Source organism: Saccharopolyspora rhizosphaerae (genome assembly GCF_003931915.1).
Taxonomy (GTDB): domain Bacteria; phylum Actinomycetota; class Actinomycetes; order Mycobacteriales; family Pseudonocardiaceae; genus Saccharopolyspora; species Saccharopolyspora rhizosphaerae.
On record NZ_RSAA01000005.1, the window covers coordinates 18,623 to 41,918 of the forward strand.

The following is a 23,296-nucleotide window of genomic DNA, read 5'->3' on the forward strand; positions in this document are numbered from 1 at the left end:
CGAGCAGGTCATCGCGTGGTGATGGTCAGCGGCAGGCCGTGCGGGTCGATGAGCAGCGGCTCGGGCCCGGGCCGCAGCACAGCACCTGCACCCGCTGCGGTCATCGCGCCCACGGCGCCGGGCGCCTCGGCGACGCCGAGGCCGATCGAGCGCAGGCCGAGGCGGGATTGCCCGGCCGACCAGGGGCTGGGCTGGGTCTCGCTGCGGAAGGTGAACAGTTCCAGCACCACCTCGCCGAGCCGCAGGTTGGTGATGACGAAGCCGCGCGGGTCGTCGCTGCGGACGAGCTTGCCGATCACCCGCGCGCCGAGCGTGCGGACGTAGAAGTCCAGCGCTTCCTGCAGGTCCGGAGCGGTGATGGCGACGTGGTCGAAGACGGGCCCGGCCTCGCGCGGCCGGTTCTGGTGCGCGGCATGGTCTTCGGCGGCCAGCTCGGGTGAGAAGACCTCGTCGTGGCGGACGGCTCCTTCGACGAACTCGAGCAGCGTGCCGTCGGGGTCGGTGAAGAAGGTGATGCGGACGTCTCCGTGGGCGTCCTTGGGGTGGGTGGTGAACTCGACGCCGGCTGCCCGGAGCCTCCCGGCCTGGGCGTCGACGTCACCGACCTTCATGCCGAAGTGCCGCATCCCGCACTGCAGGTCGTCGGGAACCCATCCACCGAGATCGCCTTCGCCGACTTCGACGAGCTTCACGCGTGCGGGTCCGGCGTCCAGCCACGAGACACCGGATTCCCGGCCCACCTCGGTGAATCCGAGCAGGTCGGTGTAGAACCGCCGGGATCGCGCGAGGTCTCGGCAGCCGATCTCGACGTGCCGGATCGCGGCCGTGGCAGCACTCGGGTCGGCGGAATGGTTCGCGGTCATCGCCCCTCCGGCGAGTCAGGTCCGGACGCCACTGGTGGTCGCGACCCGGTGATCATCGGTGCGACCGATGCTGCCACCGCCTTCTCACGCAGGGCAACGGAATGTCGGGGACACGAACCGGGGTTGGCCTCGGAAGGGGGAAGTGCCCGCCTCGCCGAGGGGGCGGGGGCGAGACGGGCAGCAGCGAGACTACGCCGTTCGGCGCAACGCCGACTCCTGCGACGACCACCACCCGGCGATCTCACCTCATCCAGCGATCATCGCGCTTTAGTTCACAGGGGGAACGAAAGTGGCTCGATTTTCGTGAGCGATGCCACAGCGCACTCTCCACTCCACTGCTCTTGCCTCACGAGTCGCACACCTATTAGTTTGGCGCCCGTACTTATGGGAGGTGCAGGTGGCCGAGGCAGCAACCGGCGGTGGCGCGCGATCCGGGGTCGACCAGACCGCGGTGCGGCGGACCAACCTCGCCCGCGTGCTCGAGGAGGTGCGCCGCGGCGAGGTCGTCTCGCGCGCCGACATCGCCGGCCGCACCACGCTCACCAAGGCCACCGTGTCCAGCCTCGCCTCCGAGCTCCTCGACCGGGGCCTGATCCGGGAAACCGGCTTGCGCCGCGACGGCGCCGTCGGCCGTCCCGGGCGGTCGCTGGAGCTCGACGGCGGCGGCATCACCGCGCTCGGGCTGGAGATCAACTCGCAGTACCTGGCCGCGCGCGGCACCGATCTGGCCGGACGCGTCATCGTCGAACGGCGCTTGAGCTTCGACGCCATGCGCTCCCACCCCGAGACCACGCTCGACCGGCTCGCCGGCCTCGCCCGCGAGGCCGTCACCGAACTCTCCGGCACCGGGTCCTCCTTCCTGGCGGGGATCGCGGTGGCCGTGCCGGGTCTGGTCGACGCCGAGACCGGCTGCGTCCGCTACGCGCCCAACCTCGAGTGGCGCTCGGTCCCGATCGCCGAGGCGCTGCGCGCCCGGCTCGGCAGCGACGCGCCGATCGTGGTGGACAACGAGGCCAACCTCTCCGCGCTCGCCGAGCTGCACGCGATGTCCCAGCCCGCCGCCGACCTGGTCTACCTGACCGGGGAGGTCGGCGTCGGCGCCGGACTGATCACCGGCGGACGTCTGCTGCGCGGATCGGGCGGGTTCTCCGGCGAGATCGGGCACATCCCGGTCGACCTCGACGGACAGCCCTGCGGGTGCGGGCAGCGCGGCTGCTTGGAGACCAAGATCGGCTTGCCCGCCGTGCTGCGGACGGCGGCACCCGACCTGGTCGACCGGGAAGCCGACCCGCAGGACCAGGCGCACGCGCTGCGGCAGCGGGCCGAGGACGGCGCCCCGGAGGCGGTGGCGGGTTTCGACGAGGTCGGCAGGTGGCTCGGCATCGGGGTGTCGGTGCTCGTCAACCTGCTCAACCCGGACGTCGTCGTGCTCGGCGGCTACCTCGGCACCGTCGCGCCCTACCTGGTTCCCGCCGCGATGCGGGAGCTGCGGCCGCGCGCGGTGGCCGGCGACGCCGCGGTCTGCCGGATCACCGCGTCCACCTACGGCTTCTCCGCTGCCGTGCGGGGAGCCAGCAGCATCGTCATCGAAGAGATCTTCCGCGACCCTCTGCGGATCCCCGCAGCCGAGAAGCTCACCGGTTGAACCGCTCCCGGTGCGCACACGATCACGACGAAGTGAGGAGTTTCAGGTCATGACCGACTTCACCCCGCAGCGCGAGGACAAGTTCTCGTTCGGCCTCTGGACGGTGGGCTGGCTCGGACGGGACCCGTTCGGCGAGGCCACCCGCAGCCCGCTGGACCCGGTCGAAGCCGTGCACCGGCTCTCCGACCTCGGCGCCTACGGCATCACCTTCCACGACGACGACCTGGTGCCGTTCGGTTCCGACACGAGCGAGCGCGCGGCCATCGTCTCCCGCTTCCGCGGTGCGGTGGACGAGACCGGGCTGGCCGTGCCGATGGTGACCACCAACCTGTTCAGCCACCCGGTGTTCAAGGACGGCGCCTTCACCGCCAACGACCGCGACGTGCGCCGTTTCGCGCTGCGCAAGGTGCTGCGCAACGTCGAGCTGGCCGCCGAGCTGGGCGCCAAGACCTTCGTGGCGTGGGGCGGACGCGAAGGCGCCGAATCCGGTGCCGCCAAGGACGTCCGGGCCGCGCTCGACCGCTACCGCGAAGCCGTGGACACCGTGTGCGCGTTCATCAAGGAGCGCGGTTACGACCTCAAGCTGGCCCTGGAGCCCAAGCCGAACGAACCGCGCGGCGACATCCTGCTGCCGACCGTCGGTCACGCGCTGGCGTTCATCAACGAGCTCGAGCACGGCGACATCGTCGGCGTGAACCCCGAGGTCGGGCACGAGCAGATGGCCGGGCTGAACTTCGCGCACGGCATCGCGCAAGCGCTGTGGGCGGGCAAGCTGTTCCACATCGACCTCAACGGCCAGAACGGCATCAAGTACGACCAGGACCTGCGCTTCGGCGCCGGCGACGTGCGCAACGCGTTCTTCCTGGTCGACCTGCTGGAGAACGGCGGCTACGAGGGACCGCGGCACTTCGACTTCAAGCCACCGCGCACCGAGGACTACGACGGCGTCTGGGCCTCGGCCGCGGGCTGCATGCGCAACTACCTGATCCTCAAGGAACGCGCGGCGGCCTTCCGCGCCGACCCGCGGGTGAAGGAGGCGCTGGAAGCGGCCCGCACCACCGAGCTGTCCACCCCGACCCTCGCCTCCGGGGAGGCGGTGTCGGACGTGCTGGCCGAGGACTTCGACGTCGACGCCGCAGCAGCCCGCGGCATGCACTTCGAGCGGCTGGACCAGCTCGCGCTGGACCACCTGCTCGGCGTGCGCTGACGTGATCGCGTGATCGGAGTCCGATCACGCAGAATTGGTCCCGGTCGGATCCGACTCCGGCCCGGGGAGGCCGCGCGGCCTCCCCGGGCCGCACGAGCCCGAAGGATGGCGCGCAATGCTGGTGCTAGGCATCGACTCGTCGACCCAGTCCACCAAGGCGCTGGTGGTCGACGCCGACAGCGGCGAGGTCGTCGCCGAGGCCAAGGCGTCGCACCCGGACGGCACCGAGGTCGACCCCAAGGCGTGGTGGGACGCGGCGCAGAGCGCCATCGGCGAGGCCGTTGCCCGGGCACCCGGCCGCATCGAGGCGGTGTCGGTCGGCGGGCAGCAGCACGGCATGGTGGCTCTCGACGACCAGGGTGAGGTCGTCCGCGACGCCCTGCTGTGGAACGACACCCGCTCGGCCCCGCAGGCAGACGAGCTCACCGCGCGGCACGGCGCGAAGGAGCTGGCCGCCCGGACCGGTTCGGTGCCGGTCGCCAGCTTCACCATCACCAAGCTCGCGTGGCTGGCGCACAACGAGCCCCAGCACGCCGACCGGGTCGCGCAGGTGCTGCTCCCGCACGACTGGGTGAGCTGGCAGCTCGCGGGCCGGCCGGAGCGCACCTGGACCGACCACGGCGACGCCTCGGGCACCGGCTACTACTCCCCCACCACCGGCGAGTGGCTGCCGGACCTGCTCACCGACGCCATGGCCGGCCGCACCCCCGCGGTTCCCGAAGTGCTCGCACCGAACGCACGGGCCGGGCAGGCTGCGCTGCCCGGCATCGAGGGCGCGACGATCGGGGTCGGCACCGGCGACAACATGGCCGCCGCCCTCGGTCTGGGCCTCAAGCCCGGTGACGTGGCGGTCTCGCTGGGCACCTCCGGTGCCGTGTTCGCCCCCGCCGAGCAGGCCAGCGCCGACGAGACCGGCACCGTCGCGGGCTTCTGCGACGCGACCGGCCGCTACCTGCCGCTGGTGTGCACGCTCAACGCCGCACGCGTGCTGACCTCGACCGCGCAGGTGCTCGACACCGACCTGGAAGGGCTGTCGCGGCTGGCGCTGTCGGCCGAGCCCGGTGCGGGCGGGCTGAGCCTGCTGCCGTACCTGGAGGGCGAACGCACCCCGAACCTGCCGGAGGCGACCGGCACGCTGACCGGCCTGACCGGCGCGAACATGACACCGCAGAACCTGGCTCGGGCCGCCGTCGAAGGGATGCTGTGCGGCATGGCCGACGCCATCGAGGCGCTGCGCGACACCGGCGCCGAGGTCCGCCGCGTCCTGCTCATCGGTGGCGCCGCGCGCTCCGAAGCGGTGCAGGGCATCGCGCCGAGCCTGTTCGGCGTTGACGTCGACGTCCCGGACCCCGCCGAGTACGTCGCCCTCGGTGCCGCCAAGCAGGCGGCCTGGGCCTGCTCGGGAGCGGCCACCCCACCGGAGTGGGAGGTCGCGGGCACCCGGCGCGCCGTCGGCGACGACACCAGCGGCCGCGCAGTCCGCGCCGCCTACAGCCGGGCCCGCAACCAGGTCCACGGCATCTGACGCGGGATCGCCGCGGTCACGCGGCGGCGGACTCGGGCAGCGCCGAGGCCGCGAGGGCAGCCGCAGCCTGCCGGAGGAGTGCGAACGCGCGCGAGTTCGGCTCCCAGTCCCGGTCCGGGGCGAACCAGTCGTCGTAGAGGAAGACCGGTGGCAGGGCGATGCCCGAGCAGAGCTGGGCGCCGAGACCGGTGGCTTGGCTGCGCACGGTGCCGAGACCGAGGGGCAGCACCGATTTTCCGCGCAGTGCCTCGGCCGGGAGCATCGCGAGCCAGGACCGCAGCGGCGCGCTGCCGTGCGGCTCGTAGCGCGGCAGCACGACCGCCGCCGCCTCGACGCCGGTCAGCACCCGCTGCGTGCGCAACACCGCGGGGTGGCGGTGGTCGCGGGCCATCAAGGTGGAGTGGGGCAGCGCGCCCACAGCGATCTCTGTGACTTCGGCACCTCTGTCGCGCAGCTCGGCGGCGAGGGTGCGGGAGATCGCACCCGGCCGCGATCGACGGTCGAGATGTCCGGTCAGCACGGCGAACTCAGCCACGTCGCTCCTCCTCGATCCACTTCGGACCGAACAGGGGCGAGCGGGGGCACGACAGCATGCGGCAACTCCTGGAGCGTGGGAAGCGGGAGGCGCGTCGTGGCGCGCGAGAACCGGGCGGACACCCGTTGTGGAGAAGGCGTGCGGTAGCGGGAGCGCTACCGGTCAGCCGCAGCCGTGCACCGGCACAGCGCGCTGCACACGCGCAACAGGTCGATGTGGCAGCGCACCACGAGACCGGCCGAGGCTGTCATGCCGGTCATCCTCGCTCACGAGCGGGCCTGCTGTGAAGCACCCCTCGCACGCGTCCCACACTCCGGGCCGGGGCGCATCGGCACCCCGGCCCGGCGAGCTCAGGCGGGCTGGCGCTTCGACACGAACGTCACCGCGACCAGACCGACCACGGCGACCGCGGCGAAGGCGTAAAAGCCCCACGGGTAGGCCATGCCGGCGCTGAGCAGCGCGCCACCGACCAGCGGACCGCAGATCGCGCCGAGCCGGCCGACACCGCTGGAGGCACCGAGCGCGGTGGCGCGGCCGACCGCCGGGTAGTGGTGGCTGACGTAGGCGTAGACCAGCACCTGCGTGCTGAACACGAACACACCGGCCATCAGGACGCTCACGTACACCCCGAACCCGGGCAGCCGCACACTCAGCAGCGCGAGGAAAACCGCGGCGGCCGTGAACCAGATGAGCGTGCAGGTGCGCACACCGATGCGGTCGGAAACCCGGCCCGCCAGCAGGAGTCCCAGCACGGCACCGACGTTGAGGGTCAGCAGCAGAGCCAGCGCGGCGCCGAGCTCGTAGCCCGCCTCGCGCATGATCTCCGGCAGCCAGGTGTTGAGGCCGTAGACCAGCAGCAGTCCCATGAAGGAGGTGACCCAGAACGCCAGCGACGAGCGCAGGTAGCCGCCGCGGAACAGGGTGGCGACGGGGCTGCGGGAGGCCTTCTCCTCGGCGGTGAGCGGCAACGACTCCGGCAGGTAGCGCGCCAGCAGCGGCACCAGGGCGATCGCCGGCAGAGCGCCGATGACGAACATCGCCCGCCAGGTCAGCACGGAGATGACCACGATCCCCAGCAACGAGGTGACCACCGCGCCCACGTGGTAGCCGGTCATCAGCGTGGTCGTCGCGCTGCCGCCCTTGGCGTGCGAGGCCTCGTTGACCAGCGCGATCGCCACCGGCAGCACCCCGCCGAGCCCGAGTCCGGCGAGGAACCGCAGCACCCCGAAGACCAGTGGCCCGGTCGAGGCGGCGCAGGCCAGGGTCAGCACCGAGAACAGCACCACCGTGGTGATCATCAGCTTGCGCCTGCCGAAGCGGTCCGTCAGCGGCCCGACGCACAGCGCACCGATCATCACGCCCACCAGTCCCACCGAGGAGATCAACGAGGCCGTCGCGGGGGTGAGCTGCCAACTCGGGTCGCGCAGCAACTTCGGCAGCACCACTCCGAGCACCACCAGGTCGTAGCCCTCCAACGCCACCGCCGACCAGCACAGCGCGGCGACGCCACGGGCTGAGACCCGCGGGGCGGCGGTCGGTTCCGGCCCACCGCCGGACTCTCCTGACGCCGTTCTCATGCGAGGCCACCTCTCCGAAGTCCGAGTCGTGCCCGGCATCATCTGGTGGCCCTCCCCGGCGCCGACCAGCATCGTTTTCCAGTCAGTGGAACCCGTTCCGAGGTCGATACCTCCCGGTCGCGCAGGGTCACTCCGCCTCACCCGCCGCAGCCATCGGCACACGCTGTCCCGCGTCGCGATCCGGACGCGCACGGCCGCCATCTGCCCCCGTTGCCGCCGAAACATTTCGGCAAGAAGCCGCCAACCTCCGCGCCCTTGCGCGTCGACCAGGAATGACGTCCACAGCGTCGACCCCGCTCGCAGACGTGATCACACCCCGTCCTTGATTCTCCACCCCCACGCGCCTAATCTCCACACTCGCGTGAAGTTAGAAAGTTTCGGAAACCATTCGACCCCTTCGAGAACGCGGGAGTCCGCGATGAAGCCGCTCCACCTCGCCGCGACCGCCGTTGCGGCGGTCATGCTGTTGCCCGTCCCCGCCCACGCCGCACCCCAGCCGTCGACGCTGCGCGACGCCGCACCCGACGGACTGGTCGTCGGATCGGCCGCCGCCGGCGGTGGGCACCACGAGGACCAGCCCTACCCCGACCCGATCAGCTCCGACCAGGCCTACCGGGACGTGCTCGGCCGCGAGTTCAGCTCGCTGTCACCGGAGAACCAGATGAAGTGGGAGTACGTCCGCCCTACGCGCGAGACCTACGACTTCGCCGCCGCCGACGCCATCGTCGACTTCGCCGCGCAGCACGGTCAGGTCGTGCGCGGCCACACCCTGCTGTGGCACAGCCAGAACCCGGAATGGCTGGAGAACGGCAACTTCTCGGCGGAGGAGCTCCGCGCGATGCTGCGCGAGCACATCCACACCGTCGTCGGACGGTACGCCGGCAGGGTCCAGCAGTGGGACGTGGCCAACGAGATCTTCGACGAGTCGGGCACCCTGCGCACCACCGAGAACATCTGGATCCGCGAACTCGGTCCGGGCATCATCGCCGACGCCTTCCGCTGGGCGCACGAAGCCGATCCGAACGCCAAGCTGTTCTTCAACGACTACGGCGTGGAGAGCGACAACGCCAAGAGCGACGCCTACTACGCGCTCATACAGGACCTGCTCGCGCAAGGCGTCCCGGTGCACGGCTTCTCGGCGCAGGCCCACCTCGACCTCGACGACGGCTTCCCCGCCGACCTGGCGCAGAACCTGCGGCGCTTCGCCGACCTCGGGCTGGACACCGCCATCACCGAGCTGGACGTGCGGATGACGCTGCCGCAGGGCGGCGCACCCACCGAGCAGCAGCTGGCCGAGCAGGCCGACTTCTACCGGCGAGCCCTGCAAGCGTGCCTGGACGTCTCCAGCTGCCACTCCTTCACGGTGTGGGGTCTGCCCGACAAGTACTCGTGGGTTCCGGGCACCTTCCCCGACCAGGGAGCAGCGACGATCTACTGGGACGACTTCACCCCCAAGCCCGCTCACCACGCCCTCCTGAACACCCTTTCGGCCAACGCGAGCGGACGTGCGACGAGTGAGGGGTGAACACGCCCACGGCCGCGCGACTGCTCGAGACGGCGAGGCCACGGGTCTTGACGGCGCAGTCGCCAGGGGCTGCGCCGTCGGCGCCATCATCGCGGTCCACGTCCCGAGGACCCTCGGAACGACGAACACGCGAACGTCGGCATGACCAGCTCCGGGGGGTGGGGCGCGGGTGGGGTGGCGGCTGCCGCCCCACCCGCCCTCCTTGAGCGGCAACCGGTTCTCGCGGGGCCAAGCGTGTGACCGAGTCGTCGGTGAGAAGTGCCGCGTCGACGCACTTCCGACCGGATGACGACAGGCGGATGCCCCGGTTGGGGGGAGGAAGTCCTCTCAAGACGGTGACGCACTGGTAGCGCTCGGCTCACCTCGTCTGGCGGCCGGTTCACCGACCGCTGCGGAAGTCCGCCGAGCATCAGAGCTTCCGCGCCTGGCGTGCTGCACTGCGTTCGCAGGTCTTCGACTGCGCGAGTGCGTCCTCTTCCACCGACGCGGCGGGCTCGGCGCGCGCGATCCGGCCCGTTCGCGTGCGCAGCCCAGCGTTGGGCGCCAACCGACCGGCTCTCCTGGGAGGGGACATGATCATCGGAGGTTCTCCGCCCGTGCGATGATCTGCCTACCGCCCTCCCCCGTGGGAGGGCGGCGCGTGTCATGCGAACGGAGCAGCGCGCGGTCACGAAGGAGCAACGAAAGCCGTTGCTGACGACCGGTGTTGCCACGGTCGCGGTAGTGATGATCATCAGCACCGGCGATCGTGATCGTGGACGAGGGGGCGGACATGGCGGCGTTGCCCACGGAGGCGGGATCGCAGGAACGCGGTGACGGCGAGCTGATCGAGGCGGTGCGCGACGGCAACACCGAGGCCTACGGCATCCTCTACGAACGGCACGTCTCCGCCGCCTACGCCATGGCACGCCAGGTCACCAAGTCCTCCGCGGAAGCCGACGACGTCGTCTCCGAGGCGTTCGCGAAGGTGCTCGACCTGCTGCGGGACCGCCGCGGTCCGACATCGGCGTTCCGGGCCTACGTGCTCACCGCCGTCCGGCACGCCGCCTACGACCGCGCCCGCAAGCAGCAACGGCTCCAGTACTCCGAGGACATGGAGACCGATCCCCACATCGACCTGTCCCAGCCCTTCACCGACACGGCGGTCGAGGGCGAGGACCGGTCGCTGGTGGCGGCGGCCTTCGCGAAGCTGCCCGAGCGCTGGCAGATGGTGCTCTGGCACGTCGAGATCGAGGGTTCCGCACCGGCGAAGGTCGCGCCACTGCTGGGCATGACGCCCAACGGTGTGTCCGCACTCGCCTACCGCGCCCGGGAAGGCCTCAAGCAGGCGTTCCTGCAGGTGCACCTGGGCAACCTCGACGCCGAGCGGGAGCGCTGCCGGGTCAACATCGAGCGCCTCGGCGCCTGGACCCGTGGCGGGTTGGCCAAGCGCGAGACCTCGCAGGTCGAATCGCACCTCGACGACTGCGACCGGTGCCGTGCGCTGGCGGCGGAGCTGGTCGAGATCAACGGGGCGCTGCGCGTGTTCATCGCGCCGTTGGTGCTCGGCGGGAGCGCCACCGCGACCGGCTACCTCGCGGCGATCGGGGCCGGAGGTCTGGTCGGCGGCGGTGTGGTCGGCGGGATGATCCACCGGGTCGGTGGTCCGCGACGTGCGGCGGTCTCCGGTGCCACGCTCGCCGCCGCGGTGGCCGCGCTCGCACTGGCGTTGGCGGCGAACGAGGGCGAGATGCCGCCCGTCGCCTCCTCCACGACGCCACCGCAGCCACCCGCTCGGCAGCAACCGCAGGCGCCACAGCCACCACCCGCTCCCCCGGCGGCCCCGCCGGCGTCCACCCCGGCACCCGCGAGCCCAGGTGCCGCACCGGAGCCGAACCGTCCGGCACCGCCACCTGCGCCGGACGACACGCCCCAGCCGCCGACCCCGCTGCCGCCGACCCCGCTGCCGCCTCCGCTCGCCGACGGCGACCTCCACACCGCCGTCGGCCTGCTCGGCCTAGGAGTCGACACCGAGACGCACCTGGTCGTCGACCGCCACGGCGCCGACGCAGGTGCGGAGATCCGCCTTCAACCGGGAGAACCGAACCGCCTCGTCACCCTCGACCCACCCACCGGCACGCTCACGATCCTCGGCACCCCGGTCGGAGCAACCGAGGACAAGGCCGAAGCACCCTCGACCCACCCCTGACCGGGCAGACCCGCCAAGAACGGTCGAGCGGAAGGCGGTGAGAGCCGACGCTCCCCACCTCGCGCTCCCCCGGCAGCCGTCACGAATTCGCGAGAACTTCGAGGGCTGCAGTTCCCCCTCGCACTTCGCGCGAAACTCGAGCGGAGGAGCTCGCCCGGCATCGCTGCAGGTCCTGAGCGGGTTCGAGGCGACCTCGCCCTGACACCGCGTCACCTTCCTCGAGGAAGCGGCGCACGGGCCCGTCGAACTTCCCGCGAAATTCCGACGGGACAGAGTGCAGCCTGGCGCGAGGAGCCGTGGCTACCTTGCCCCTGACACGCGAGGACGCCTGCTGATCTCGCTCATGTCCGGGCTGCTCAGAGCCTCGGTCTGCCGAGGGCTCGTCAAATCTCGCCCGCGAAATCCACCGGCTCGCGCGCAAAAATCCACGGACACCATGCCGTTCCGTCGCAACGAGGTTGCGGCCCGGCCCGACGCGCGCGGGGCGCTTCGTGACCTCCCGCGTGTTGTGCCAGGTCAAAGGGCCGCTGCTCGAACTTCGCGCGAAGTTCGAACGGCGCAGAGCGGAGCTCGGCGTGAGGGAGTCGTGGCTCCCCCGGTTGTGAAACCGAGAGGGCGCTTCCTGGGAGAGGGCGTGTCTGGGCTGTCCAGAGCCTTGCTCCACGGGGGCTCGTCCAACATCGCGCGCGAAACCCAGCGGCACGCGCACGTGAGGCAACAGCTTGCGCGCGACATTCAAGGAGCACCTGCTGTTCAGCCGCGACGAGGTTGTGGTGTCGGCCCGACGCGCGGGAGTGCCTCGTGAGCCCCCGCGTGTGGGCTTTGAGGGGCGCTGTTCGAACTTCGCGCGAAATGGGAGCGGGGGACTCGCTCGGCACCGCCGCAGGTGCTGAGGGCACGGCGCCCGCGGCAGCGGCGGCAGACGCCTGGGCACCGCTGGGACAGCCCTGTGGCGAGTGCGGCGCGGCAATGGGTGCGAACGCTCGAACAGCGCCGCAAGCCGATGCACGAAACCGCACTGGTCCTGTCCCCCGCGCCGCCCCGCGGGACACGCCCTCAGCCAGCTCCGCGCAGGTGGTGGCGGAGCAAGGAGGTGAGGGGCGTCCGCTCCGCGCACTGGTCGTGGCGGAAACACCTGGCCAACTCCCTGGCTTCCGCCGAGGTGATCCCGGTGAAGCGCTCGGCGAAGCGCCCCACGAGCGGTTCGGCCAGCAGGATGTGGCGCACCAGGACGTCGGTGAACTTGCGCTTGCCCCACGGGTAGGGCTGGAAGTCCGGGAACTCGCGGTCGAAGACCGCGTCGACGGGGTCGAGGACGTCGCGCACCCCGGCGTCGGTGCCGCCCCAGGAATCGACGCCGAGACGGCGTTTCGCGGCCAGCACGTCGGCGATGCGGGTGAGGTACGGGCTGTCCTGGCGGGCGTGGACCAAGCCCTGCAGTCCGATGTCCTTGTACGTCCACAACGACCAGCTCGCACCGTGCTCCTGGTAGATCTCCAGCTGGTCGGCCAGCACCTGCAACCGCCACGGTTCGGGCTCACCGTGCGGGTAGAGCGGCCCGAACTCGCCGATCCAGATCGGTGTTCCGGTGCGGCGCATGAACTCGGTGCGTCGCAGGAACGTCTTCTCCAGCACGTCGCGGTCGAAGTGCTCGCCGCGGGTGGTGCCCGGGTAGCAGGTGGCCTCGGCGGCGATTCCCGGCAGCGCGTAGTCGTGTGTCGTGTAGATCGAGTTCGGCAGCGGTTCGGTGAAGGCGCTGAAGTCGGTGGCGTAGCGGTTGCCGTCGAGGAACAGCACGTGCCGGGCGTCGACGGCGCGCACCGCCCGCTCCAGGCGTTGGTAGAACGGTCCGATGCGCTCGTTGGAGGGATCTGCCGGCTCGTTGACCGGGTTGTAGCCGGCTACCTCGGGCCGGTCCCGGTAGCGGTCGGCGATGGCCTCCCACAGCGCGACGGCCCGGTCCTGGAAGTGCCGGTGCTGCCAGAACGCGGCCACGTGCGTGGGGTTGTCGCTGTGCCAGTGCTGGTTCTGGCAGCCGGGGAGGGCGTGCAGGTCGATGATGGACCAGATGCCGTGGTCGGCCAGCACGTCGATCACCCGGTCCAGGTGCGCGAAACCGGACTCCTGGATCTCGGACGGCCGGTCGTCGTCCTCGAAGTGCCGGTAGTTCACCGGGATCCGCACCGAGTTCACGCCCAGCGACGCCAGGTGTGCGGCGTCGTCGGGACCGAAGAAGCCGTGCAGGAACTCGTCGAAGAACGCCTCGTAGGACTCCCGCCCCATCGTGTCGCGCAGTGCCGCGCGCACCAGCTGCTCAGGCCCGGGATGGCCGGTGATGAAGTTCTCCATGTTCATCCACCCGCCGAGCCCCACCCCGGTGAGAACGACCGGGGCGCCGGTCTCGTCGACGATCCTGGACCCGTCCACCCGCAACCACGGCAACGCCGTCACGACTGCTCTCCTCCCGTCAGGCGGAAACCGCTCACCCGCGGAACGTAGCCTTCCGTCATCCTGAGGTCCACGGTCTGGCGAACGAGGGGCTGGCCAGGCACACCGGTCGCCTGCAAGCATCGGAAAGCGCTCTTCAAGGACGAGCGCGGCCTGGTCAACCAGGTGCTGTCCTGGTTCGGACTGCAGGGCGTGGGCTGCTTCGCGCACCCGGACTTCGCGCTGACAACGCTGGTGATCCTCACCGTGTGGACCTTCGGGTCCCCGGTGCTGATCTTCCCGGCGGGTCTGCGACAGGTCCCACAGCAGTACTACGAGGCGGCGGCCATCGACGCGCGGGCAAGTTCCGCCAGTTCCGTAGCATCACGGCTCCGTGGCTGACGCCGATCATCTTCTTCCACCTGGTGCTGCAGGTGATCCACGCTGTCCAGCCGTTCACCCAGGGGTTCATCTCAGCGGCGGCACCGGCGGACCGGTCGACCCGACGCTGTTCTACGCGCTCCACCTCAAGGAGCAGGGCTTCACCAACCTCGACAGGAGCTACGCCTCGGCGTTGGCCGGACGGCTGCTGGTGATCACCGCCGCGTTCACCGCCCCTCAACTTCTCGCTGGCCAAGCACTGGGTGTTCTATGACGACTGACCAAGCCATGGCCGGAACGGCCTCACCGCAGCGGTTCCCGAGGCTCGACCGCGCAGGCGGGTCGGCCACGCCGCACCGCCAAGCACGTGGTGCTCAGCGCGACCGCGCTGCTCATGCTCGACCCGCTGCTGTGGATGATCGCGAGCTCGGTCAAGCCGAACGCGCTGATCTTCTGCGACCCGTCGTTGATCCCGACGACCCTCGACCTGTCGAACTACCCGTCGAGGTGGACGGCGCTGACTCACCCGTTCACCCACTACCTGCTGGACTCGCCGGTCATCGTGGTGGTTCGGTGCTCGGCAACCTGGTCTCGTGCTCGATGGCCGCGTTCGCCCGGCTGAACTCCCGGGGCAAGCGGCTGTGGTTCGTCAGCATGCTGAAGTCGAACAGGGTGCTTGTGCACGCGGTGATCGTGCCGCAGTACGTGCTGTTCGCCCAGCGGCGTTCCTCCCGCTGATCGTGCCGAAACTGCTGGCCACCGATGCGTTTGTCATCTTCGTCGTGGTGCAGTTCTTCCGCGGCGTCCCGCGGGAGCTCACCGAGGCCGCCTGCACCAACGACACCGGGCATGTCGGGACCTCCTGGCAGATCGTGCTGCCGCTGCCGGCGCTGGCGACCACGGCGATCTTCACGTTCACTGGACCGGGAACTACGTCTTCAGCCAGCTGATCTTGCGAGTCACCTGATCGGGCGGGGGATGACATTTCGCGCGAGATGTCATCCCCCGCCCGATCAGCTAAGACTCACCGACCCGGACGTGCACACCGTGCCGGTGGCGCTGCGAGCGTTCGTGGACTCGACCGCGGACGAGTCCTAGGGTCGACGGTTCGCGATGTCGGTCGTCTCGCTGGTGCCGATCTTCGTGAAGCTCTTGTTCGTCAGAAGTACACCGTGAAGGGGATTGCCACGACGGGGTCGAAGTGAGGGCTGGGACGAAGGTCCCTGGTTCGACCGCGGCACGGCAGGCTCAATGGGTTTTGGGAACTCCATCCCAGCACGGGGGAACTTCCGAGGAGGATGTGAACGCTCAGGCGTGAGCGCCCATGGGCACCTCACCTCACATCCCCCTCGTCCACCGCCCAACCGCCTGCCGCGGGTACGACGTTCGTCGGTCGTCACGACCACAGGGCGCTTGTACCGTCTCCTCGGTCCCTCCGGGGACGGTGTGAGAGGGACAGTGCATGGGCGGGTTGCACGTCAGCGGGGAGTTCGACGCGCTCATCGAGCGCATCCGGGCCATCGGTCCGGTGCTGGAGGACAACGCGGACCACAGCGAGGAGCTCGGCCGGCTCAACGACGAGACCGCCGACGCGCTCACCTCGACCGGCGTCCTGCGCATGGGCGTTCCCGCCGACCTCGGCGGGTACGAGTTGTCGCCGATCCAGGCGATGCGGGCGATCGCCGAGGTCAGCTACCACGACGCTTCGGCGGGCTGGGTCGTCATGGCGCTGCAGCTGGCCACCGGGACCACGCCCGCCTACCTCGGCCACGACGTGGTCGACGACCTGTACCCGGACGTCCGAAGTGGACACCACGCGGTCATCGCCGGCCAGGGCACCAAACCCGGTGCAGCGGTTCGGGTCGAGGGCGGTCATAGGATCAGCGGTGACTGGCAGTTCGCCTCGGGCGTGTCGATGGCCACGCACATCCACACCGCCGCCTTCTGCGCTGATGAAGGCCGCGGGCTGGTGTTCACGCTGCCGATCGAGCAGGTGGTGCTCGAGGACAACTGGGACGTGATGGGGCTGCGCGCCACCGGCAGCAACGACTACAGCATTCGCGACGTGTTCGTGCCCGCTTCCTACACCTACGAGGCGACCTGCCTGGAACCCCGGATCGGCGGCGCGCTGTACCGGCTCGGCCTGGCGAACATGGGGATCTGCCACACCGGCTGGGCGCTCGGCGTGGGCCGCCGGATGCTCGACGAGATGCGCGCGCTGGCGGCCCGGAAGACGGGCGCGCCCGGAGCCGGGGTCGACACCCAGCAGTTCCACGCCGAGTACGCCCGGGCCGAGGCCCAGCACCGCGCCGCCCGCGCCTTCTCCTTCGAGACCTGGCGGGACTGCGAGGACACGCTCGACAGCGGCTCGCCGCTCAGCACCGAGCAGGAGACGCTGACCCGGTTGGTGCTCAACCACACGACGTCCTCGGTGCACGAGGTCGGGCAGACCGTCTACAGGTGGGCCGGCACAGCAGCGCTGCGACGCGGCGTGCTGCAGCGCTTCTTCCGCGACCTGCACGGGGGAACACAGCACGTGACCTCAAGCCCCGGTGTGCTGCAGAGCTGCGGCAAGCTGCTCAGCGGGCTCTCCAGCGGCCGGTGGGCGTTCTTGAGCCTGGTCGAGCAGGGCTGACAGTCGCGCGCCACCCCGACACGCGGAGCTCGGTCCGTCGGTGCAGCTGCGGACTCCGTTCACGGCCCGTGATCAGCCGCGCCGCCGATCGGGTGCAATCCCGTGTAATTCGGACGCGCCGGACATCCTCTCTTAACTTCTCCCTCTCCCGATGACAGATTGGGCGCAGCACCGAGGTGCGCGGGTGCCACCGCCGCGGTCCGGTTCCGAACACGCGAGCCGACCCGCTCGTGCTGCTGCGGGCAGCGGGCGGCGTCCCGCCCGCCCTGTTGAGGACGATCGGCCGCGAGGGGGCGCTGGTTTGAGCACACCACTGGTCCACCGGAAGACGCGACGCGGCACTCCGCGCAAGCAGCACGCACGAGGCAGGCACAACGCGCGCCCGACGGCCACCCGGCCTTGGGTCGGACGACCGCTGCCGGCCCGCCCCGGCACACCCATCCGCACGCCGCTCCCGCTCACCCCAGCCGCGCCACCCCCTGAACCTGATTGCACGCGAGGAACCACCATGTCCGCACGCCACGCCGGAGTGATCACGGCGGCCGTCTCCCTCGCCCTGTTCCTCACCACCGGCGCCCTCTGGATCGGCTACTTCTGAATCCGATTCCAGGAACCTCGAGCGGCGACCACACCCTCCCCGCCCCGAGGTCCGCGCAGGTGTGCTGAACACGCTGCTTCCGTTCGGCGCGGTCCTGGTGGTCCGCGCCCAGCTCCCTGGTAGCCCAGAAAAGCTGCACCGCCCGGCGGAAGCACGAACCGCCTGCGCGGTCCCAGCTCCACCCCAGCGAGGCCGGACCGGCCTGGAAGCCGCCCAAGACTGCGGCGAAGCCGCTGCTCCCAGCCCACACCGCGCACGTCCGTTCACTTCACGCGAAGTTCGAGCCCCAACGTTCCCCGTCAACGTTCTCGCGAAGTTCGACGGAGGGAGTTCAACCCGCACACCGCAAGCGCTGAGCGGCTCGGCGGCGAGTACGCCAGGTCACCGCCTGAACGACAAGGTCAAGAAGCGGCGCACAGTGTACGAAGCAGCTGCTCGAAGGCCGCGCAGCGCACCTGCGTCCGAACTTCGCGCGAAGTTCGAGGCCCCCAGTTCCCCGTCAACGTTCTCGCGAAGATCGACGGACGAGGTTCCGCCCGCACCGCTGCAGGCGCTGAGCGGCTCGGCGGCGAGTACACCGGACGCCGCGTGAGCGACACGGTCAGGGTGCGGCGGCGCACGGTGTCCACGGACCCGCTGCTCCAGGCCCGCGCCGCGCACGAGCGTTCAGACTGTTCGCGAAGTTTCGAGCCCCGAACTCCCCCGTCGGAATTCTCGCGAAGTTCGACGGAGGGAGCCCAGCCCGCACCGCTGCAGGCGCTGAGCGGCTGGCTCGGTGGCGCCTGCTGGGACGCCGCCGCAGGCGACCGCGGGCCAGGAGCGGCGCACGGTGTCCACGGCACCGTTCGAGGTCGTCCTACCCGCGACGGCGCACAGGGCGACCCTCTAGCGGTGGACCCGGGTGGAGTCGCGGACGACCAGCTCCGGTTGGAACACCACCCGCTGGTGCGGGACCGGTTCTTCACCGGAGGTTTCGGCGAGGAGAAGTTCGGCAGCGGTGCGCCCGAGCTTGTACGCCGGTTGGCGCACCGAGGTCAGCGGCACGGCGGCGGCACCGGCGAACTCGATGTCGTCGTAGCCGACGATCGCCACCTCGTCGGGCACGCGCACGCCCGCGGCCACCATCGCCTGCAGCAGCCCGAGCGCCAGCAGGTCGTTGGCGCAGAACACCGCGGTAGGTCGAGGGCTCATGCCCAACAGGCGCGCGCCCGCGTCGCGACCCGAGACCACGTCGAGAGCGGCGGTCTCCAGCACCGCCAAGCGCACGTCGGTGCCCTCGAGCGCCGCACGCGCGCCGGACTCGCGGTCCCGGCACTGGGCCAGCACCGACGGGCCGTTGACCATCGCGATCTCGCGATGCCCGGTCTCCGCGAGGTGGCGGGCCGCCAGCGCTCCTCCCGCGACGTCGTCGACCGCGACGGAGCTGCCCTGCACCTCGGGCACCGTGCGGTCCACGAAGACGTAGGGGATGCCGCTGCGGGCGAACGACCGCAGCCGCTCCCCCGTGGTGTCCACCGGGGACAGCAGCACGCCGCGCACCCGCTGCTCGGCCAGCATCGACAGGTACGACGACTCCAGGTCGACGCGCTGACCGCTGTTGCAGGTGATCACGTTCAGACCGGCTTCGTGCGCGGCCTGCTCAGCGCCCCTGGCGATGTCGACGAAGAACGGGTTGGCCAGGTCCAGCACCAGCAGCGCCATGATGCGGCTGCTGCCGGCCCGCAGCTGGCGCGCGGACTCGTCGCGGACGTAGCCGAGTTCCTCGATCGCCGCCTGCACCCGCCGCCGCGTCTCGTCCGACACCAGCTGCGGCCGGTTGACCACATTGGACACCGTGCCGATGGAAACACCGGCCAGGCGTGCCACGTCCTTGATTCCGACCATGCTCGAACCTCACTCACCGACTGCCGTGAGCTTAGTCCGGGGCGACGGGCCCGGCCGGAAGCCGGGCCCGTCCGCTCACGCCTCGCGCGGCATCTCCTTGACCTCGCGGCGCAGGATCTTGCCGGTCGGACCCTTCGGCAGCTCCGGGACCAGCCAGATCTCGCGCGGGTACTTGTAGGCGGCGATGCGCTCCTTGACGAACTCCCGCAGCTCGTCCTCGGTGGCATCCCGCCCGGGCTTGAGGGACACGGCCGCGCCGATCTCCTCGCCGAGCTCGGGGTGCTTGACGCCGATGACCGCGGCCTCGGCGACCGCCGGGTGCTCGTAGAGCACCTCTTCGACCTCGCGCGGGTAGACGTTGTAGCCACCGCGGATGATCAGGTCCTTCTTGCGGTCGACGATGAAGTAGTAGCCGTCGGAGTCCTGGGTGGCGATGTCGCCGGTGTGGAACCAGCCGTCCTTGATCGCCTCTGCCGTGGCGTCCGGGCGGCCCCAGTAACCCTTCATCACGTTCTCACCGCGGATGACGATCTCACCGGGCTCGTCGATGCCGACCTCGTTGCCGTCGAAGTCGACGACCTTCATCTCGCAGCCGCGCACCGGCAGCCCGATCGACCCGGGCTTGCACTCGTAGCCGGGTTGGTTGAACGAGGCGACCGGGGAGGTCTCGGACAGCCCGTAGCCCTCCAGCACGTGGCAGTCGAACTTCGCCTCGAACCCGCGCAGCACCTCCACCGGCATCGCCGAACCGCCGGTGGCGCAGGTGCGCAGCGAGGTCATGTCGGCGCCTTCGGCGTCGGGGTGGTTGAGCATCGCGGCGTACATGGTGGGCACACCCTCGAAGATCGTCACCCCGTCGCGCGGCACGATCTGCAGCGCCTTGGCCGGGTCGAACCGCGGCAGCAGCGTCAGGCACGCGCCCACCAGCACGGAGGTGTTCAGCGCGCAGGTGAGGCCGAAGACGTGGAACAGCGGCAGGCAGCCCATCACGACGTCGTCGGCGGTGAGCTCGAACAGCGTCTCCACCGCCATCGTGGCGTTGGAGCTGAGGTTGTGGTGGGTCAGCTCGGCACCCTTGGGCTTGCCGGTGGTGCCCGAGGTGTAGAGCAGGACCGCGGTGTCGGAGTCCGCGCGCTCGACGGGTTCGCTGATGGGCCCGCCACCGAGCTCGGTCGGGCCCATGGCGCCGACCACGACCCCGGGGATGCCGACCTCGGCGGCGGCGTCGGGCACGGCGTCACCGCCGCCGTCCCAGCCGTAGACCAGCGACATATGCGAGTCGCGCAGGTAGAACTCGACCTCGCGGGCCTTGAGCAGCGGGTTCATCGGCACGACCGTCGCGCCCGCCAGCAGTGCTCCGTAGAACAGGATCGGGAACGCAGGCACGTTCGGCAGCACCAGGCCGACTCGGTCTCCCGGTGAGATGCCACGTTCCCGCAGGTCACCGGCCACGGCGGCAGCCGAGGCGTGGAGCTGGCCGTAGGTGAGCACGTGCTCGTCGAGACGGACCGCGGGCCGATCGCCGTGCCGCTTCGCGGAGGCGACCAGGTTCGCTGCCAGGTTCGTCATGTTCCGTTCCCGTCGTCGTTGAGGTGGTTCGGAGCAGGGGAGATCGTCGATCCCAGGCGCATCGTCCACGTTCCGCAGCCGAGAGGCAATCGTTCGGGTGTACTTTTCGGTAACACGTAGTTCCCGTACCTGTCCCGGGCCTCGGTCCGCCAGGGCGGACCGCAGGCCTGTGGCGCACCCGCGCGAGGCCCTCAACGCTCCGCGCGGCGCGGCATGCCGAGGGACGTGTCGCGCGGAATGCGCCCACCCCGCGCGCAACGGCCTTGCAGGGAGAACAGGCGGACCTCGAACGGGCGGGCGAGGCGTTCCGCGCGAGCGCCAGCAGCGGCTTCGAGGTGATCAGAGGAGCTGGGCTGCGAGTTCAGCGATGGAGTCGGCGCGGAGGTCGAACTCGTCGGCGTCCGCGGGGTCGTCCTCGGACAGACCTTCGCGCGGGACGAAGGCAGTGCCGATGCCGAGCTGCGCGGCGGCGCGGAGGTCCCACGGGTGGGAGCCGACCATGAGGACCTGCTCCGGTTCGACCCGCATGAGCTCCAGGGCGCGCTGGTAGACCGCAGGGTCGGGCTTGTAGGCGCCGACCAGCTCCGAGGACAGGGCGAAGGCCCAGCGCAGGCCGCCTCGGCGGGTGATCTCGGCCAGCGCGAGCATCGTGGTGTTGGACAGCGCGATCACGTTGAACCGGTCGGCGAGCGCGCCGACACCCGGGGCCGCGTCCGGCCAGGGCTTGGGGCGCAGGCCTTCCGCGGTCAGCTCCGCCAACGCGTCCTCGTCGAGGGAGGCTCCGGTGGCCCCCACGGCGTGTTCCAGTGCTTCCCGGCTGAGCTCGTCCATCGGCCGGTACTCGCCCTCGGACGCCTTCGCGAGCAGTTCGTCGAGCCGGTCGAGCCAGGCGGTGGCCAGTGCTTCGCAGTCACCGTCCTCCCCCAGCGCGTCCCGGGCCGCGGCGTGGATCGAACCCCGTTCGTCGACCACGGTTCCCAGGACATCGAAGATCAACACGGACAAGCGAGAGACATCGAACGACACCCGGATGATCATGCCTGCCGACGCACCAAGATCACATCCCTTCGGGGGAACACGGTTCGGTCTCAGGTCGGTAGCCGGAACGTGGCACGCAGCGGCACCGCCTCCGCCACTTCGCCTCCCGCGGGTCACGAAGTGCGCGCGGCTGCCTCCAGCAGCCCCCGCATCCGCGTCGTCATCGCCTCGTGCAGGGAGATGGCGGTGCTGGTGCGCTCGACGCCGTCGATGTCGAGGATGGCGGTGGTGATGCGGTGCAGGTCTAGTGTGTCGCGGGCGACCACCTTCACCAGCAGGTCGGCATCGCCGGAGGTCGCGTGGACCTCGATCACCTCCGGCAGCTCGCGCAGGGCAGTGGTGGTGACCGGCTGCGTGGTCTGGCTGATCTGCATCGACACGAACGCCACCAGGTCGTAACCCAGCGCCACCGGGTCGACGCGGCGGCTGAAGGCGCCGAGCACGCCGTTCTGCCCGAGCTTGCGCAGCCTCGCGTGCACGGTGTTGCGGGCGACGCCGAGCTTCCGGGACAGGGCGAGGACGGTCAGCTCCGGGTCGTCGTCGAGGGCCAGCAGGATGCGGGCGTCGAGGGGGTCGATCTCACTCACCGGCACGCTCCGAGCCTTGTCGATCGTGGTGCCGTCAGGGGCCGTTCCGCTGGGTCGTGCACAGCCCACCGCAGCAGTGGTGCCGGACACAGGGGGCGCAGCGGACCGTGTGACGAGCACCGGGAGGTTGAGCACTGTGCCACACGAACACCGCGATCCGCGAATCCTGTCGCAGCCGAGGAGGACTGTGTTGCCTGGTCTGACACGTCTGCCCGACCATTCCGGACATGGCTGCGCCGACCACGACCCCGACCCGAGTGCCCACCCCGCCGCACGGTGCCGACCTCCGGCAGCCCGTACTCCCACACTCGCGCACCGAGGACGCCCTCGGACTGCTCACCGGCACCTTCGTCGTCGCGCTCGGCCTGCACCTGCTGAAGGCGAGCGGGATCGTCACCGGTGGTACCGCGGGCCTGTCGCTGCTGCTCAGCTACGGGCTGCCGGTCCCCTTCGGCGTGCTGTTCTTCGCGGTCAACCTGCCGTTCATGGTGCTGGCGGTGGCCAAGAAGGGCTGGCGGTTCGCGGTGCGGTCGCTGCTCTCGATCGCGCTGGTCTCGGCCTTCACGCCGTTGCACGCGCAGCTGTTCGGCGCGCTGCACCTGCCGCCGCTCTACGCGGCGGTCAGCGGCAACGTGCTCACCGGGATCGGGCTGCTGATCGTGTTCCGCCACGGCGCCAGCCTCGGCGGGTTCAACGTGGTCGCGCTGATCGCCCAGGAGCGCTTCGGGTGGCGTGCCGGGTACGTGCAGATGGCGTTGGACGTGCTGGTGATCGCCGCCGCGAGCACCGTCGTCTCTCCCACCGCCGTGCTGGTCTCCGCCTTCGGCGCGGTCTTCCTGAACGGCGTGCTCGCCCTCAACCACCGCCCAGGCCGCTACCTGGGCGCCTGACGGCCCCAGGTCTCGTTCAAGAGCCGGCTCCGCGTGGTGCCGCGAGGAACACCACCTGAAACCCGCGGCGGTTGCGCCCGAGCCCCCCTTCGAACTTCGCTCGAAAGTCGACCCGGCTCTTCGAGCCTCCACATCCGCGCTAAGTTCGACGTGGTCCTCGTGCGTCAGATTCTTCGCGAGGTGTGGGTGGGATCGTGAGGCGTCCGCTGCGCGCCTGGGGCC

The 23,296-nt window shown here is 70.5% G+C and carries 20 protein-coding genes; 12 read left to right on the forward strand and 8 right to left on the reverse strand.

Translation table 11 applies throughout. The features are described 5' to 3' along the window. Positions 1 to 8 precede the first annotated feature (8 nt). Positions 9 to 863, reverse strand: coding sequence for a VOC family protein (locus EIL87_RS04990; protein ID WP_125088979.1), 855 nt, complete (start codon positions 861 to 863; stop codon positions 9 to 11). Positions 864 to 1,260: 397 nt separating this feature from the next. On the opposite strand from EIL87_RS04990, the gene EIL87_RS04995 reads away from it, so the two are divergent. The 3 genes from EIL87_RS04995 (at position 1,261) to xylB (ending at position 5,240) form a co-directional block, all read left to right on the forward strand. Beyond that, positions 1,261 to 2,508 carry an ROK family transcriptional regulator gene (locus EIL87_RS04995; protein ID WP_199740260.1) on the forward strand — a complete coding sequence of 416 codons (1,248 nt, stop codon included), beginning with the start codon at positions 1,261 to 1,263 and terminating at the stop codon, positions 2,506 to 2,508. 49 nt (positions 2,509 to 2,557) lie between these two features. After that, entirely contained in the window at positions 2,558 to 3,715 is a 1,158-nt protein-coding gene (gene xylA / locus EIL87_RS05000) for a xylose isomerase (protein WP_125088981.1), read from the forward strand. Between the two features lie 115 nt (positions 3,716 to 3,830). Beyond that, positions 3,831 to 5,240: a xylulokinase gene (xylB, locus tag EIL87_RS05005; RefSeq protein ID WP_125088982.1), complete on the forward strand. Its 1,410-nt coding sequence runs from the start codon at positions 3,831 to 3,833 to the stop codon at positions 5,238 to 5,240. 16 nt (positions 5,241 to 5,256) lie between these two features. Here xylB and EIL87_RS05010 read toward each other — a convergent pair whose 3' ends face one another. Next, positions 5,257 to 5,775 carry an NAD(P)H-dependent oxidoreductase gene (locus EIL87_RS05010; protein ID WP_125088983.1) on the reverse strand — a complete coding sequence of 173 codons (519 nt, stop codon included), beginning with the start codon at positions 5,773 to 5,775 and terminating at the stop codon, positions 5,257 to 5,259. Between the two features lie 350 nt (positions 5,776 to 6,125). Further along, positions 6,126 to 7,352: an MFS transporter gene (locus EIL87_RS05015; protein WP_125088984.1), complete on the reverse strand. Its 1,227-nt coding sequence runs from the start codon at positions 7,350 to 7,352 to the stop codon at positions 6,126 to 6,128. Positions 7,353 to 7,770: 418 nt separating this feature from the next. Here EIL87_RS05015 and EIL87_RS05020 point away from each other — a divergent pair, with 418 nt between their 5' ends. Together EIL87_RS05020 and EIL87_RS05025 are read left to right on the forward strand one after the other, a co-directional pair. After that, on the forward strand, positions 7,771 to 8,877 hold the full coding sequence (locus tag EIL87_RS05020; protein WP_125088985.1) for an endo-1,4-beta-xylanase: 1,107 nt from the start codon (positions 7,771 to 7,773) through the stop codon (positions 8,875 to 8,877). A 748-nt stretch (positions 8,878 to 9,625) separates the two neighbouring features. Beyond that, positions 9,626 to 11,065 (forward strand): sigma-70 family RNA polymerase sigma factor, encoded by a 1,440-nt coding sequence (locus EIL87_RS05025; protein ID WP_233576035.1) that lies wholly within the window; start codon positions 9,626 to 9,628, stop codon positions 11,063 to 11,065. Between the two features lie 1,056 nt (positions 11,066 to 12,121). Here the strand turns inward: EIL87_RS05025 and EIL87_RS05030 are convergent. Continuing rightward, positions 12,122 to 13,516 (reverse strand): glycoside hydrolase family 5 protein, encoded by a 1,395-nt coding sequence (locus EIL87_RS05030; RefSeq protein WP_199740261.1) that lies wholly within the window; start codon positions 13,514 to 13,516, stop codon positions 12,122 to 12,124. A gap of 162 nt (positions 13,517 to 13,678) precedes the next feature. Here EIL87_RS05030 and EIL87_RS26985 point away from each other — a divergent pair, with 162 nt between their 5' ends. The 6 genes from EIL87_RS26985 (at position 13,679) to EIL87_RS05050 (ending at position 16,508) form a co-directional block, all read left to right on the forward strand. Further along, entirely contained in the window at positions 13,679 to 13,894 is a 216-nt protein-coding gene (locus tag EIL87_RS26985) for a sugar ABC transporter permease (protein WP_199740262.1), read from the forward strand. Then, the gene (locus EIL87_RS26990) at positions 13,887 to 14,147 is read left to right on the forward strand and encodes a sugar ABC transporter permease (protein ID WP_199740263.1); all 261 of its coding nucleotides are present in this window, start codon (positions 13,887 to 13,889) and stop codon (positions 14,145 to 14,147) included. Before EIL87_RS26985 ends, EIL87_RS26990 begins: the two co-directional genes overlap by 8 nt. 93 nt (positions 14,148 to 14,240) lie before the next feature. After that, entirely contained in the window at positions 14,241 to 14,495 is a 255-nt protein-coding gene (locus EIL87_RS05040; RefSeq protein ID WP_125088987.1) for an ABC transporter permease family protein, read from the forward strand. Beyond that, positions 14,474 to 14,611, forward strand: a complete 138-nt coding sequence (locus tag EIL87_RS26740; RefSeq protein ID WP_158628587.1) for a hypothetical protein — start codon at positions 14,474 to 14,476, stop codon at positions 14,609 to 14,611. The genes EIL87_RS05040 and EIL87_RS26740 overlap by 22 nt, the downstream gene beginning before the upstream one ends. Before the next feature lie 2 nt (positions 14,612 to 14,613). After that, the gene (locus EIL87_RS05045) at positions 14,614 to 14,823 is read left to right on the forward strand and encodes a hypothetical protein (protein ID WP_125088988.1); all 210 of its coding nucleotides are present in this window, start codon (positions 14,614 to 14,616) and stop codon (positions 14,821 to 14,823) included. A gap of 512 nt (positions 14,824 to 15,335) precedes the next feature. Next, positions 15,336 to 16,508 (forward strand): acyl-CoA dehydrogenase family protein, encoded by a 1,173-nt coding sequence (locus tag EIL87_RS05050; protein ID WP_125088989.1) that lies wholly within the window; start codon positions 15,336 to 15,338, stop codon positions 16,506 to 16,508. Positions 16,509 to 17,991: 1,483 nt separating this feature from the next. On the opposite strand, the gene EIL87_RS05055 is transcribed toward EIL87_RS05050, so the two are convergent. The 4 genes from EIL87_RS05055 to EIL87_RS05070 form a co-directional block, all read right to left on the reverse strand. Beyond that, positions 17,992 to 18,990, reverse strand: coding sequence for a LacI family DNA-binding transcriptional regulator (locus tag EIL87_RS05055; protein WP_125088990.1), 999 nt, complete (start codon positions 18,988 to 18,990; stop codon positions 17,992 to 17,994). A 75-nt stretch (positions 18,991 to 19,065) separates the two neighbouring features. Then, positions 19,066 to 20,559 carry a long-chain-fatty-acid--CoA ligase gene (locus EIL87_RS05060; protein ID WP_125088991.1) on the reverse strand — a complete coding sequence of 498 codons (1,494 nt, stop codon included), beginning with the start codon at positions 20,557 to 20,559 and terminating at the stop codon, positions 19,066 to 19,068. Between the two features lie 339 nt (positions 20,560 to 20,898). Further along, positions 20,899 to 21,555 carry a haloacid dehalogenase type II gene (locus tag EIL87_RS05065; protein ID WP_158628588.1) on the reverse strand — a complete coding sequence of 219 codons (657 nt, stop codon included), beginning with the start codon at positions 21,553 to 21,555 and terminating at the stop codon, positions 20,899 to 20,901. A gap of 155 nt (positions 21,556 to 21,710) precedes the next feature. Then, entirely contained in the window at positions 21,711 to 22,184 is a 474-nt protein-coding gene (locus tag EIL87_RS05070) for an Lrp/AsnC family transcriptional regulator (RefSeq protein ID WP_199740264.1), read from the reverse strand. A 227-nt stretch (positions 22,185 to 22,411) separates the two neighbouring features. Here EIL87_RS05070 and EIL87_RS05075 point away from each other — a divergent pair, with 227 nt between their 5' ends. After that, on the forward strand, positions 22,412 to 23,074 hold the full coding sequence (locus EIL87_RS05075; protein WP_125088993.1) for a YitT family protein: 663 nt from the start codon (positions 22,412 to 22,414) through the stop codon (positions 23,072 to 23,074). Positions 23,075 to 23,296 lie beyond the last annotated feature (222 nt).

Coding starts and splice junctions, on each gene's coding strand:
- EIL87_RS04990 (WP_125088979.1), bottom strand. CDS start 863: ATGACCGCGAACCATTCCGCCGACCCGAGTGCTGCCACGGCCGCGATC.
- xylA (WP_125088981.1), top strand. CDS start 2,558: ATGACCGACTTCACCCCGCAGCGCGAGGACAAGTTCTCGTTCGGCCTC.
- xylB (WP_125088982.1), top strand. CDS start 3,831: ATGCTGGTGCTAGGCATCGACTCGTCGACCCAGTCCACCAAGGCGCTG.
- EIL87_RS05015 (WP_125088984.1), bottom strand. CDS start 7,352: ATGAGAACGGCGTCAGGAGAGTCCGGCGGTGGGCCGGAACCGACCGCC.
- EIL87_RS05020 (WP_125088985.1), top strand. CDS start 7,771: ATGAAGCCGCTCCACCTCGCCGCGACCGCCGTTGCGGCGGTCATGCTG.
- EIL87_RS26740 (WP_158628587.1), top strand. CDS start 14,474: ATGGCCGCGTTCGCCCGGCTGAACTCCCGGGGCAAGCGGCTGTGGTTC.
- EIL87_RS05050 (WP_125088989.1), top strand. CDS start 15,336: ATGGGCGGGTTGCACGTCAGCGGGGAGTTCGACGCGCTCATCGAGCGC.
- EIL87_RS05055 (WP_125088990.1), bottom strand. CDS start 18,990: ATGGTCGGAATCAAGGACGTGGCACGCCTGGCCGGTGTTTCCATCGGC.
- EIL87_RS05060 (WP_125088991.1), bottom strand. CDS start 20,559: ATGACGAACCTGGCAGCGAACCTGGTCGCCTCCGCGAAGCGGCACGGC.
- EIL87_RS05075 (WP_125088993.1), top strand. CDS start 22,412: ATGGCTGCGCCGACCACGACCCCGACCCGAGTGCCCACCCCGCCGCAC.